Raw genomic sequence first — 13367 nt, 5'->3', positions numbered from 1 at the left:
TCTAGCGACTACTGGTTTACAGTAGAATACGAAGAACCCCTTACCAACCAAATTAAAGAGTTCAAAGCCCATTTTACCTTGAAACGATAAAAGAAATTATGAAATTAAAAAAGTTTTGTTTAGTAGCAATTACAGTTTTAGCAGCAAATTTTAGTTTTGCTCAGGAAGGTGTTCCAATTTATTCAGATTATTTAACAGATAATTATTATCTAATACATCCTTCTATGGCAGGTGTTGCTAATTGTGCTAAGGTTAGATTAACAGCCAGACAGCAATGGTTTGGAGTAGATGATGCGCCTAGTCTACAGACACTGAGTATTAACGGTAGAGTTGGGGACACACCTGTAGGAGTAGGTGGTGTTTTGTTTAATGATTCTAATGGATATCATTCTACATTGGGTGGATATGCTACTTTTGCGTATCATTTAATGTTTTCTAGAAACGAGATAGATCTTAACATGTTATCTTTTGGTATTAATGCTGGATTTTTACAGTATAAAGTAGATGCAAGTACATGGTTAGGGCCTGGTGATGAATTTGATCCATTAGCAACAAGCTCTACAGCTACTAACTTTAATATTGATGCTGGTTTTTCTTATCATTTCTTGGATTTTTATGCGCATTTTACTGCAAAGAATATTTTAGAGAATGATGGTATTAACTGGAACCGTAATGGAGATCAGTGGGAGTTTAGAAACTTAAGAACGTATTTGTTTTCTACAGGTTATACATTTAGCAAGTACGGAAGTGATTGGAGTTATGAGCCTTCTGTAATGTATATGTATAGAGATGCTACAGAAGAGTCTTCAATAGATATTAATGCTAAAGTTTACCGAGAAATGGATTTTGGTAAAGTTTGGGGTGGATTATCTTACAGACGTAGTTTAGATGGTGCTGAGTTTGTAGATGGGTCTGGAGTAAGTAGCCAAAAACTACAATATTTCACACCTTTTGTTGGTGTAGATTATAACAATTTTGTGTTTGCTTACACATATTCATATCAAGCAAATACAGTTAACTTTAATAAAGGTGGTTTCCATCAAATAACTTTAGGTTACAACTTTAATTGTAAACGAGAGAAGTTTGAGTGTAATTGTCCTGCAATTAACTAAAACAAAAAAGGCTCGATTTTTAATCGAGCCTTTTTTTGTTATTGCCTATTTATTCCCAGACATAATTTTTGTTTTTAGCTTGGGTTTTTATGGCATTAACCATAGCATTTTCTAATCCGTTAGTTTCATTGTCAGATTTTTTAGCGATATATGATTTTCGCTTTATGTTGAGTTCGGCAATTTCTTTTTGAAGCTTTTCGCGTTCAACTCCTTTCTTTTCAACATAAGATTTTATTTCATCTTTAGATTTTCCTTTTAATTCTTCAGGTAATTGTTTTTCATCTAAATCTTCATAAGAAAAATCAGCTTCTTTTTCTGCATCAACTAAATCCCAAGAACTATTCATATAGAGTCTAGAACTCTTACTCACAGTTCTGCTTACGGCATTAGCTTTGTTATAACTCATAGCATTAAGATCTTGTTCGGCTTGCATTTCCATTTTTTGTCTTCCTAAGTATCCATAAGCGACATACGTTTTGTTTAGTTTTTCATTGAGTTCTAAAATCTTATCGTCATAAGGAGATGCTATGTGAACAGTGGCTTTGTTTTGATTAATAGCCATATAATCTCCGTGTGTAAGATCTGCTCCATCCTTCCAAAAACCTGAAATCCCTTGGTTATAGTCACCACAAAAAATAGTATTTACTGTAACGTCTTTTTGATGTGCGAGTTTAGAAGCTTCCTTGTAACTAACTGTACCTTGCGTATAAGGCTCATTTCCTGCGATAAAAATTAATTTTAAGTCATCTTGCTTGTCTCCCCAATTAAGTTGATCTAAAGCTGTTTTTACAACTTTACCACAGTATTCATTACCACCTTTTGTAGTTAAAGAGAAAAGCGATTTTGATATTTCGTCTAAATCATCACTAAAAGCAAGTACTTGTCTTAAATACCCTTCATCTGCATTAAGATTATCATTACCGTATTCATAGAGTGCAATTTTAAGATTAGGGTTTTGCTCCTCGCATTTGGCATAAGAAAGTTCATTTACAATTTCCCATAATTGCGCCTTAGCTTGGTCTATTAAACCATCCATGCTATTACTCGTGTCTAGTAATAATGCGACCTTAATTTCAGGTTTGTCGGTTTTTAAATTCGTTTCAATCACTGTTTGATTGATGGCGAGGTCTTGCTGGTTTTGTTTTGTATTTGCATTGCAAGCAGTAAGTGATAGTATTCCCATCATTACTACAAATGGTTTTGTTATTGCTTTCATGTTTATTAATTTTTTGTGTTTAATTCTTTTACATCTATAGTGCCATTAGGCGAAATCACATAATATTTATGATCAACTTCAGTTTTTGTAACAGTTTGTGGCTTTTGCTCTTTAGGCTTTGGTGTGTAGAAAAGTTTTATATTCATTCCTATTTGAACAACAGGTTCTAATATTGATGGGTTTACCACAATATCATACTGTTCATAGGTCAGTGGTTGGTAATAATAAGACCTTTGCTTTTTGGCGCTGCTAACACCCTTGTTGGTTTTTAAAGCTTCAAAAGAAACACTATTATAGGCTTGGTAACTTTGGTAGAAATCTTTTGGAAAATAACAGTACTTATCATCTGCAATTTTAACGTCGTAGTTAGCCATGTCAAAGCCTAGTGTTGTATAGTATGCTTTTTTCTCTGCAATGAGTTTCAATAATTGATTTTGAAGATTTTTATAAACCTCCTGAATGTTTTCAATAAAATAATCAACCTTAACTAAGTTGTAAACTTCACTTTTGGCACAAGCTTCCAGAATGCCTTCAAATTGACTGGTTTTAGTAAATTGAATATGAATGTTCTGTTGCAATTCAAAACCTTTTGGTACTTCAGTGTATGTTTTACTGAATAGCTTTTTTGTAACTTCTACCTCGTACACAGGTACGAAGGAAATAACATCAATAGCAAAGTCTTTTTCGGTAATTCCGAGAGCGTTTAGTCTGGTTTTAATGTTGTCTATTCGCTCTTTCATAAGCGCATTAGTAGATTCTGCAGTTTCACCAATTTGAGACAAATTGAAAATAGCTGTGTACGTTGAAGCGCTCACATTTTGTAATGCTTTTACGTCTATAGTAAGCACATCACTCGGATGGAGCGTTTTGTTCATCTGATGTTGAACTGTTGGGTTGTAAATGTTGGCATTTCCTGAAGTTAAAATGTTCTGTCTAGAAATGTCTTGTGTAATTTGGTTGTAATTGCCTTTGTGCTGCGCAATTATAATATTAGCACATAAAAAAAGAAGCAAAAATGCCAGATTGATTTTTTTCATTTTGAATTTATATTATTGATTAATGAACAGTAAAACTCTGCTGAAAAAAGAGAAATAAAAATCCAGAATGAGTGAAGAAGGCTGGTTAATGAGTGAAGTAAAATCTTAAATGAGTTAACTCTTATATTTTTCTACTCAAATGACTATAAAATTGAAGTGCCCATTTTTTGATACCAAATAAAGTATGTAAGTTAGTCCTGTTAATACCTTATTTTGATAAAAATTAAACACACATACAGCCTTATATTTTTCTTCCTATTTACACTTTTAAGTTTTGGGCAAAGCAATAACACCAAAACTAAAAAGGAAGAAGCCTTTTTTACAGTACGAGGTTCGGTTTATCTAAAAGACACGCGAGAGCCAATAGACAATGTAAGCATACAAGTAAATGATGGTAGATATACACGTACAGATGTTTTTGGAAAGTTTGTTGTAAAGGCAAGAGTAGGAGATGAACTTACCATAATGCACAACGATTTTGAAACCGTGCGTTACACTGTTTTAAGTGATGAGCGAATTACCATATTGGTAGAAGAACAAAACAAAGGACGTTATAGAGGTGTTGGGTCAGATGGTGTTATAAGGCAATTTAACCAAATGATAGATTCGGCTGACGCGTACTTAAAAAAAGATGCTGCAAAGAGTATAAAATTTGTTGGAGATGCGCTTAATTATGATGTGTCGTCAAGGCAAAGCGCAGAAGCACACGAGCTTTTGGGAGATGTTTATGTTTACTGGAAGCAGTATGACCTTGCTATATCTGCCTACAAAGTTAGTCTTCAGAATTTTGAAATGGCCTCGTCTAAACTGAAATTGGCAGATGCTTATACCAAGAATGAAGAGTATCAAAAAAGTGTAGATACATATAAAAGCCTCAATGAAAAGGATCTGTCTAATTACGAAAAAACGGTATTGTACGAAGGTCTGGGTGATGCTTACTTAAAATTAAAAAATACGCAACAAGCTATAAGTTCTTATGAAAAGGGATTAGAGATTGCCAAGAAACATTTAATAGCGCCAAAGGTTACCGATTTAAACTCTAAAATTGCCGAAGCCTACAATCTAAAAGGTGAAGTGGCAAAGGCAAAAGGCTACTACAATAATTCACTAAAATTAGCGCAACAAGAGAACAAGAAACGCGCTGTAGAAGAGCAGGTAAAAGTTGCCGAATTCAATAGTTTAAATCGTGATTATGATAGTGAAATTCAAATAAGAAAAGATGTGATTGAAACATTAGAAGACATAGAAAAAGACTCTGTGTTGCCTAATGAGAGTCCATTAACTATTCAGAAGCAGAATTATAAATTAGGGAACGCATACTTACTTAATAATGATTTAGACAGTGCTATTTCTTATTTTGAAAAAAGTATTGAAGAGGCTGATAAAAAAGGGGATTTAGAAGTTAAAAAAGATGCAACAAGACGTGCATCTGAAGTGTATTATAGTTTAGGTGAGGATGAAAAAGGAAGAGAAGCTATAGATGAATTTAAAAGTGTGGTTGATGAATTGTATGCAAAAAAAATACAAGAACTGTCCCAAGTAGCACGTTTTAGCAGAAACTTAGCAGAGCAGCAAAACAGAATTACCACTTTAGAGAGCGACAGAGCGCTGTCTAAAAGCAAATATGACCTTACCCAAGAACGCAACAAACGACAACAGTTAATTATTTATTCCTTGCTTGGAGGATTGTTGCTGCTCTTAATTACAGGTTTTTTAATGTACAAATACATTAAGCAACAGCGTTTGGCTAACAATCTTTTGGCATTAAAGTCGCTGCGTAGTCAAATGAATCCGCACTTTATTTTTAATGCCTTAAACTCGGTGAATAGTTTTATTGCAACCAACGATGAGCGTACAGCAAATAAATATTTATCAGATTTTTCCCAGTTAATGCGTGCAGTATTAGAGAATAGTGAGGAAGATTTTATTCCATTAAAAAAAGAAATCGAATTGCTTCAATTGTATACTAAACTCGAACATTTTAGATTTCAAGATAAGTTTGAGTATTCTATAGATGTAGATGGCACTATAAACGTTGATGAATTTCAAATTCCACCAATGTTACTGCAACCTTATATCGAAAATGCAGTATGGCATGGTCTGCGTTACAAAAAAGAAAAAGGACATTTAAATATTGCTATAAAACCAAAATCAAAAGACGAAATTACAATTACCATTTCAGATGATGGAATTGGTAGAACACGCTCTAAACAAATGAAGACCGAGAATCAGAAAAAGCAGAATTCTAAAGGGATGAACAACATTAAGAAGCGTGTGGCAATTTTAAACGAAATGTACAAAGACAAGGTTGATGTAACGATTGAAGATTTTCAACAAACTGAAGAAGATGCAGGTACCAAAGTTGTGGTGACTTTAAAGAAGGATTAATAAAGTTTGAAGCTAGACGTAAGAAGTTAGAAGTAACTTCGTGCTTCTTTCTTCTTACTTCCAACTCAGAAAAACATGAAACATCCATGATTAATCTTCAATCAATAAGTGAAATGATAATAGGATGTTCCATCTGACCATTAAAAAAATAAATATTAACAGATGAAATTAAACGCTATACTAGTAGAAGACGAAGAAACAAGCAGAGCTATTCTACGAAATTATCTCAATAAATATTGCCCAAATATTTCAATTGTAGGTGAAGCTGCTAATGTTGAAGAAGCTTTGGTACTGATTAGAAATAACGATTTGGATGTGGTTTTTCTAGATGTGGAAATGCCATATGGCAATGCGTTCGATTTGTTAGATAAAGTTGGTCACATAGATTTTGAAACCATTTTTGTTACAGCTTATAATCATTATGCTATTGAAGCCTTAAATGCGCATGCATCGTACTACTTAATGAAGCCAATTTCTATAGACGAACTTATAAAAGCAGTTGACTATGTTACTGAAATAAAATCTAAAGAAGAAGCACTACAAGACCAGGTTTTAGTACCAAAAACCAATGCTGTTAATGGAAAAATAACCTTACCACAACAAGATGGTTTTGAAGTTATAGAAACAGCAGACATTATGTATTGCAAAGCTGATGATAACTATACCGAAATCTACCTAAATAACAATAAGAAAAAGCTTGTAAGTAAGACTTTAAAATATATTGAAGAAAGTCTAAAAGACGGTAATTTCGCCAGAGTTCATAAGAGCTATTTAGTTAATGTAAATGAAGTGGTGAAATATGTGAAAGGAAAAGGAGGAAGCGTCATTCTAAGTAACGGTAAAGAAATTATGGTATCTGCATCTAAAAAGGCGGAATTGTTGGCTTATTTTAAATAATGACCTCTAAAAAACATAAAACACCATGGCCAACCAAAGCGGTTATGGAGCAGATTTATGAGCAGCATTTTTGGGGAGGAAACGATTCAGATTTCTACTCAGGTGAAGGCTCTCACGATTCCAAAATTATTCAACCTTATATTGATAGTGTAACCGATTTTTTTAAATCACATAAAGGTCAACTTTCGGTTTGTGATTTGGGTTGTGGAGATTTTAATATTGGTAAAGCTCTCGTTCCATTTACAAAAGCATATGTTGCCATAGATATCGTAGAAGGTTTAATAGAGAGGAACCAGCGGTTATTTAAAGCAGATCATTTAACCTTCAAATGTCTGGATATAGCTAAGGATGATTTGCCAAAAGCAGACTGTGTGATTATTAGGCAAGTACTTCAGCATTTATCTAATCGAGAGATTCAACAAATTTTAGAGAAACTAACTGTATATAAATATCTCATACTAACAGAGCATATTCCTGTTGGAGAATTTACACCAAACATAGATATTATTGCCAGCAGCCAAAACCGACTAAAACATAACAGTGGAGTAGATGTGTTGGCGGAGCCTTTTAGTTTAAAAGTTAAAGGATGCGATGTTTTGAGTGAGGTTATTTTAGATAATAAAAGTCGAATAACCACAACTTTATTTACCTTATAAAATTATATAGGCTAAATATTGAAACGAGTTTGGGAAGACAGAATATTAAGCACTAATTTCTCTTAGTAGCCACATGTAGTCTTCTCTGTTTTTTACAAAATCCTTATCAGAAATATCAATAATTTTTACGTTCAGCTCGGTTTGGTTTCTTAAGAAATTGAGATAACCAGAGTTGATTTTTTCAAGATAGTCGTCTTGTATGTCGCTTTCGTATTTGCGACCACGCTTCTTTATATTGGCTTGGAGGCGTTTGGTATTTTGGTAGAGGTAAACGTACAAATCTGGTCTGGCAATATCTTTATAGACTTGGTAAAACAATTTTCTGTACAACCTAAACTCATCTTCAGCTAAGGTGACTTTAGAAAATATCAGTGATTTATGCACGTCGTAATCGCTTACCATAAAATCTTTAAAGAGGTCTAGCTGCGATAAATCGTCACTAATTTGTTGGTAGCGATCTGCCAAAAAAGACATTTCTAGCGTAAAGGCATAGCGCTCTGGCTCTTTGTAAAATTTTGGTAAAAACGGATTGTCTGCAAAACGCTCTAAAATCAATTTAGCATTAAAATCTTGCGCTATTTTATGAGATAAACTGGTTTTACCTGCACCAATATTACCTTCAATAGCTATGAAATTGTAGTTGCCAAAATCAAAATTATTCTTTGGGTTTTTTAGCCAGATTTTAATGGCTTCAATTTCAGATTTATCGTTACAAGTATCTAATAATTCGCTAATTGTTTTGTTAAAAACAGGATGCTTTACATCTCTGGCAATAGTAGATAGCGGTTCTAAAACAAACTTTCGGAGATGTATCGCAGGATGCGGTATTATGAGTGACTTTTCATTAATAACCTCTTCTTCATAAAACAAAATATCCAGGTCAATCTCTCGAGACTCGTAAGAATCCGATTGCTTAGCAGTTCTTCCTAAATCGGATTCAATTTGCTTAAGCGTTTTTAGAAGTTTCTTTGGTTTTAATTCGGTTTCAATCTTAATGCAAGCATTGTAAAAATTATCACCTTCAAAACCTAAAGCAGGAGTTTCATAAACTTTAGAGATTTTATGAACTGCACCAACTTTTTCAAAGATAGCGTCTATGGCCAATTGCAAGTATTCTAACTTGTTACCTTTGTTACTTCCTAATGCTATGTAAACGGATTTGCTTGCTGTCATGGAATTAGCAAAATAACTAAAACAAAAATTAATAGTTTATCTTTACTACAACAATTTATTAACCATTTTAAATGTCATTAAAAGACAAACTTTTAGCCCAACGCATCTATCTTTTACTCGGAAGTCTTTTTATAACCTCTTTGGTGGTTTCTAATCTTATTTTTCAGAAGTTTTTTTATTGGTATCCTGTAGATGTTGAAGTTTTTGGTAGCAAATTATTCGAAATTTCGGTAGGTATCCTGCCTTATCCTATTACATTTTTAATTACCGATTTAATCAGTGAGATATATGGGAAAAAGCGCGCTAATGATATTGTAGTAGCAGGTATTTTTGCGTCTTTGTTCTCGGTTGGTATTATTTTGGTGGCAGATAGTGTGCCAGCATTAGATAATTCTCCGTTAAATGACGAAACCTTCAAATTTGTATTTAGCAAAACCATTATTGCTGTGGGTTCTAGTATGTTTGCGTACTTGTTTGCTCAGTTTATAGATATTCGGATTTACCACTTCTGGAAAAATCTCACAAAGGGAAAGCATTTGTGGTTGCGTAATAATTGCTCTACATGGATTTCTCAGTTTGTAGATACCTTGTCTATTATAAGCTTACTTTGCTATTTTGAAGTTTTACCATGGTCTAGCTTTAAAGGATTATTAATTAGTGGTTTTTTGTTTAAAGTCTTAGTGGCATTTTTAGATACACCATTTTTGTATTTAGGTGTTTACCTTTTTAGAAAACGATTTAAACTCAAGGTTAATGAAGAAATTGATCTCACCTAACTGTTATTAAATCATTAAAGTCTTCCTAAAGTTTCTTAAAAGCACAACTATTCTCCGCAACTTTGCGTATAATAAGTAAAGCTATACACTACAACCATGAAGAAATTTTTAAAGATTGTCGGAATCATTTTACTAATATTTATTGCCATTCTTATAGCAGTACCATTTGTTTTAGAGTCTAAGATAGATGCTATTGTTCAGAATTATGCAGATGAAAATTTAGATGCAGATCTAAGTTTTGATGATGTTAGTTTAAGCCTAATTTCTAGTTTTCCTAGTGCAGAAGTTAGTGTAGAGAATCTTAAAATTGTAAATAGAGCTCCGTTTAAAGGTGAAACATTAGCTACAGCAAAAGCATTGTCCTTTGAAATGCCGATTGGCGAATTGTTTAAAGGTTCTGATGAACCTTTGGTGGTTAACGAAATTATAGCAGATGAGTTATTGTTAACGCTAAAAACCAATAAAAACGGAACCACAAACTACGACATCGTAAAACAAGATGAAGACGCTTCAACAGTATCTGAATCTGAAGAGCAATCTTCTGGCTTTAGTTTCGATATTCAAAATTATGAATTGAATAATAGTGCTTTTACTTATATAGATGAAGGGTCTAATACCAGCTTATATGCTACCGAAATTAATCATAACGGTAAAGGTATTTTTTCTGGTGAAGTTTCAGAATTAGATACCAAAACAGAAGCAAAAATTAGTATGTCTGTAGATAGTACGCAATATCTAAGTAATAACAGCATAAAATTAGATGCTTTAATCGGAATGGATTTAGAGCAAAATAAATACACTTTCAAAGAAAATAAAGGCTTTATTAATGCATTACCATTAGAGTTTGAAGGGTTTGTGCAAATGGTTGAAGAAGGGCAGCAAATTGATATTACGTTTAAGAATCCGGAATCATCATTTAAAGACTTTTTAGCAGTAATACCAGAATCTTATGCAAAGAATATTGAAAATGTAAATACCACAGGAAACTTTACAGTTAATGGTGTTATAAAAGGGTTAGTGTCTGAAGAAACTATACCAACATTAGACATTAATATGAAGTCTGATAACGCATCATTTAAATATCCAGATTTACCAAAAAGCGTTAGGAATATTATGATTGATGCATCGGTAAAGAACACAACAGGAAATGCTGATGATACCTATGTAGATTTAGATCAGTTAGATTTTAAGATAGATGAAGATGTATTTAAATCTGAAGCTCACATAAAAAATCTTACAGGTAATATGTTGGTGAGTGCTAACTTAGATGGAGTTTTAAATTTGGCTAATATAACCAAAGCATATCCTATAGAATTAGAAAACCAGTTAAGCGGAATACTAAAAGGAAAACTCAATACATCTTTTGATATGGATGCTATTGAAACCAACGCATATCAGAGAATAAAGAATAATGGTAGCGTGTCTGTTACAGGTTTTGTGTTTTCCTCGGAAGATATTGTAAATCCTATTCAAATAAATAAGGCTAACCTTACTTTTAAACCTGGTACAGTAAGTCTTAATAGTTTTGATGCACAGACAGGTAAAAGTGATTTTTCAGCAACAGGTACTATTAATAACCTTCTTGGGTTTTTATTGAGTGACAAGAAGCTTCAAGGAAGTTTTAATGTAAATTCTAATACGTTTGCAATCTCAGACTTTATGGTAGAAGATGAGTCTGCATCAGAAACATCAAACAAAACAACTTCAGATTCAGAATCGCTTAAAATTCCAGACTTTTTGGATTGTACCATAACAGCAAATGCTAAAAATGTCATTTACGATAACCTGAATTTAAAGAATGTAAAAGGGCAGTTATCTATTAAAGACCAAAATGCCAATTTAAGTAATATGACTACAGATTTATTTAATGGTCAGTTAGGTATTTCTGGTAATGTAAATACAAAAGAAGCTAAGCCAAAATTTGATATGAAATTGGCAATGCAGCAATTTGATATTTCACAATCTTTTAAAGATTTAGAGATGCTTCAGGTCTTGGCACCAATAGCAAAAGTGGTGCAAGGGAAATTAAATTCTACAATTGATGTAAGTGGTCTTTTAGATGAAAACTTCTCACCAGACTTAACTACTATTTCTGGTAATGCCTTAGCAGAAATATTAACGTCTAATGTAGATGTTAGTAAAAGTCCTTTATTGTCTGGTTTAGATAGTAAGTTAGATTTTATAGACTTTAATCAGCTTCAAAAAGATATTAAAACCAAATTGAGTTTTGAAAACGGTCAGGTTAGCGTAAAACCATTCACGATAAAATATAAAGATATACCAATTGAAGTTTCGGGTTCGCATAGTTTTTCTAATGCAATGAGCTATAGTGCTGTATTGCAAGTTCCAGCTAAATATTTGGGTAGTGATGTTAACCGATTAATAGGGCAAATTAATGATGCAGAGGTTAATAAGGTGTCTATTCCTATAACAGCAAATATTGGTGGTACCTTTTCTAGTCCGTCTATTTCAACAGACTTAACAAGTGGTGTGTCTAGTTTAACGAAGCAGTTAGTAGAAATTCAAAAACAGAAACTAGTCGGTAAGGGTAAAGATAAAATCAACGATCTTTTGGGTAATGTTTTAGGTGGAAATAATAGTACAAAAACCGATTCAACCACAGTAAAAACAGATAGTACTAAGAAAGATCATAAAGATGCTATAAAAGAAGGTGTAGGTAATGTTTTGGGTGGAATTCTAAATGGTAAAAAGAAGAAAAACGATAAAAACACTCAAGATTCTACTAAAAAGGACTGATTTTTTGTCAATATGAAGTCTTTTTTGCTTGTTTTCTGTTAATTATTCCTCAAAATCCTTGTATATCTAGATTATTTGATTATAATATAGGTTCACAAAATTTTAGAAACTACATGAGGCAACTTAAGATTACCAAGCAGGTAACTAACAGAGAAGACAAATCCCTAGACAAGTATTTACAAGACATAAGTAAGATTCCTTTAATAACGGCAGATGAAGAGGTAGAGTTGGCGCAGCGCATAAAAAAAGGTGATCAAGAGGCTTTAGATAAGCTAACTACGGCTAACTTAAGATTTGTAGTTTCAGTAGCAAAACAATATCAAAATCAAGGATTAAAACTTCCAGATTTAATAAACGAAGGTAATGCAGGTTTGGTAAAAGCCGCAAAGCGTTTTGATGAAACCAGAGGTTTTAAATTTATTTCATATGCTGTTTGGTGGATCAGACAAGCTATTCTTCAGGCTTTAGCTGAGCAATCTCGTATTGTACGCTTACCGCTAAACAAGATTGGTACAATTAATAAAATTAACAAAACCTATTCTCATTTAGAGCAAGTTCATCAACGACCACCAAATGCTGAAGAGATCGCTAGAGAACTAGATATTAGTACCAGAGAGGTAAAACAATCCATGAAAAACTCTGGTCGTCATTTATCTATGGATGCACCACTTAAGGATGGAGAAACTTTTAGTTTATACGACGTGGTAAGTGAGAGTGAATCTCCAAGACCAGATAAAGATTTAATGCAAGCTTCTCTTAATACTGAAATAGAGCGTGCCTTAGATACATTAACTCAAAAAGAAAGTGATGTTATTCGTCTTAACTTTGGTATTGGTAATCAGCCACCAATGACTTTAGAAGAAATAGGAAGTATCTATGATCTTACAAGAGAACGTGTAAGACAAATTAGAGAAAAGGGTATTAGAAGATTGCGTCACGCTAGTAAGAGTAAAATATTAAAAACATATTTGGGTTAATTTAAACCCTTGTTTTACATTAAAATAAGAGGCTTTTACACCCTTAAAAAAGAATTAAACAACAATTTCTCAATTATTGAGAAAAATAATTTTTTATTTTCAAATAGTTGGCCTATATTTGCCGACCATTTGCAAGATATAGATAATAAAAAACTAGCGATAGATGATTAAAATCGAAATTAAAGAAGGAGAGAATATAGAAAGAGCTCTTAAGCGTTACAAGCGTAAGCACAGAAATGTACAGATTATGCAAAACTTAAGAGAGTCTCGTTATTTCACTAAACCATCTGTTAAGAGAAGAAGAGAGATTCAAAAGGCAGAATATATTCAAGGTTTAAGAGACGCTGAAAACATCTAGGTCTCTAGCTTTTTATTTTT

At 32.9% G+C, this 13367-nt stretch carries 11 protein-coding genes; 8 read left to right on the top strand and 3 right to left on the bottom strand.

The window, feature by feature from the left end; translation table 11 throughout:
- Positions 1–98: 98 nt before the first annotated feature.
- Positions 99–1112, top strand: coding sequence for a PorP/SprF family type IX secretion system membrane protein (locus tag P7122_RS13260; protein ID WP_278006282.1), 1014 nt, complete (start codon positions 99–101; stop codon positions 1110–1112).
- Positions 1113–1161: 49 nt separating this feature from the next.
- Here the strand turns inward: P7122_RS13260 and P7122_RS13255 are convergent, their stop codons facing one another.
- Both P7122_RS13255 and P7122_RS13250 read right to left on the bottom strand, forming a co-directional pair.
- On the bottom strand, positions 1162–2328 hold the full coding sequence (locus tag P7122_RS13255) for a vWA domain-containing protein (protein ID WP_278006281.1): 1167 nt from the start codon (positions 2326–2328) through the stop codon (positions 1162–1164).
- Positions 2329–2333: 5 nt separating this feature from the next.
- Complete coding sequence (locus tag P7122_RS13250; RefSeq protein WP_278006280.1) at positions 2334–3365, bottom strand: SIMPL domain-containing protein; 1032 nt, start codon at positions 3363–3365, stop codon at positions 2334–2336.
- Positions 3366–3578: 213 nt separating this feature from the next.
- Between P7122_RS13250 and P7122_RS13245 the strand changes: the two genes are divergently transcribed.
- The 3 genes from P7122_RS13245 to P7122_RS13235 all read left to right on the top strand — a co-directional run bounded on the left by P7122_RS13245 (position 3579) and on the right by P7122_RS13235 (position 7306).
- Positions 3579–5753, top strand: coding sequence for a histidine kinase (locus P7122_RS13245; protein WP_278006279.1), 2175 nt, complete (start codon positions 3579–3581; stop codon positions 5751–5753).
- Between the two features lie 162 nt (positions 5754–5915).
- The gene (locus P7122_RS13240) at positions 5916–6650 is read left to right on the top strand and encodes a LytR/AlgR family response regulator transcription factor (protein ID WP_138434997.1); all 735 of its coding nucleotides are present in this window, start codon (positions 5916–5918) and stop codon (positions 6648–6650) included.
- Positions 6650–7306, top strand: a complete 657-nt coding sequence (locus P7122_RS13235; protein ID WP_278006278.1) for a class I SAM-dependent methyltransferase — start codon at positions 6650–6652, stop codon at positions 7304–7306. Before P7122_RS13240 ends, P7122_RS13235 begins: the two co-directional genes overlap by 1 nt.
- A gap of 45 nt (positions 7307–7351) precedes the next feature.
- On the opposite strand, the gene folK is transcribed toward P7122_RS13235, so the two are convergent.
- On the bottom strand, positions 7352–8479 hold the full coding sequence (folK, locus tag P7122_RS13230; RefSeq protein ID WP_278006277.1) for a 2-amino-4-hydroxy-6-hydroxymethyldihydropteridine diphosphokinase: 1128 nt from the start codon (positions 8477–8479) through the stop codon (positions 7352–7354).
- 71 nt (positions 8480–8550) lie between these two features.
- Here folK and P7122_RS13225 point away from each other — a divergent pair, with 71 nt between their 5' ends.
- From P7122_RS13225 to rpsU, 4 genes are all read left to right on the top strand, one after another.
- On the top strand, positions 8551–9255 hold the full coding sequence (locus P7122_RS13225; RefSeq protein WP_278006276.1) for a queuosine precursor transporter: 705 nt from the start codon (positions 8551–8553) through the stop codon (positions 9253–9255).
- Positions 9256–9351: 96 nt separating this feature from the next.
- On the top strand, positions 9352–12012 hold the full coding sequence (locus P7122_RS13220; protein WP_278006275.1) for an AsmA family protein: 2661 nt from the start codon (positions 9352–9354) through the stop codon (positions 12010–12012).
- 113 nt (positions 12013–12125) lie between these two features.
- Positions 12126–12989 carry a sigma-70 family RNA polymerase sigma factor gene (locus P7122_RS13215; protein ID WP_278006274.1) on the top strand — a complete coding sequence of 288 codons (864 nt, stop codon included), beginning with the start codon at positions 12126–12128 and terminating at the stop codon, positions 12987–12989.
- 163 nt (positions 12990–13152) lie between these two features.
- Entirely contained in the window at positions 13153–13347 is a 195-nt protein-coding gene (gene rpsU, locus P7122_RS13210) for a 30S ribosomal protein S21 (RefSeq protein WP_073083018.1), read from the top strand.
- Positions 13348–13367 lie beyond the last annotated feature (20 nt).

This window comes from Winogradskyella marincola, assembly GCF_029624125.1.
In the GTDB taxonomy this organism is placed as follows: Bacteria; Bacteroidota; Bacteroidia; order Flavobacteriales; family Flavobacteriaceae; genus Winogradskyella; species Winogradskyella marincola.
This window is presented reverse-complemented; position numbering and strand designations above follow the sequence as displayed.